The sequence below is a fragment of the Methylophaga sp. UBA5088 genome, from assembly GCF_002414625.1.
Lineage (GTDB): Bacteria > Pseudomonadota > Gammaproteobacteria > Nitrosococcales > Methylophagaceae > Methylophaga > Methylophaga marina.
On sequence record NZ_DIAC01000046.1, the window covers coordinates 13,812 to 14,190 of the forward strand.

1 pseudogene is annotated in these 379 nt (G+C 47.0%); it reads left to right on the forward strand.

Annotation, left to right across the window (positions count from 1 at the left end):
• A pseudogene (locus B4K20_RS06140) lies at nucleotides 1–340 on the forward strand (nitrite reductase large subunit); the annotation flags it as partial.
• Nucleotides 341–379 lie beyond the last annotated feature (39 nt).

Sequence of the window (379 nt, forward strand, 5' to 3'; positions counted from 1 at the left end):
CGATTCTGGCTACGAACTTCATGTTGGTGGTAACGGTGGGATTAAAGTCCGAGCAACAGACTTTCTCACCAAAGTTGCCACCGAAGAAGAAGCCTTGGAATATTGCGCGGCCTTTATGCAGTTATATCGTGAAGAAGCTCACTATTTAGAACGTACCGCACCTTGGATTGAGCGTGTTGGTTTGAAACATGTGACTTCAGCGGTGGTGGACGATGAAGTGAATCGTAAGCGGTTGGCTGAGCGTTTCCATGAATCACAAAAGAATGCACAGGTCGATCCTTGGGCTGAGCACGCTGCCAAATACAAAGATAACTATATCCCGATTAAACAAGTAGTGTAGAGGTAACTATGAGCTGGACTGAAGTTGGCCCCTTGGTCG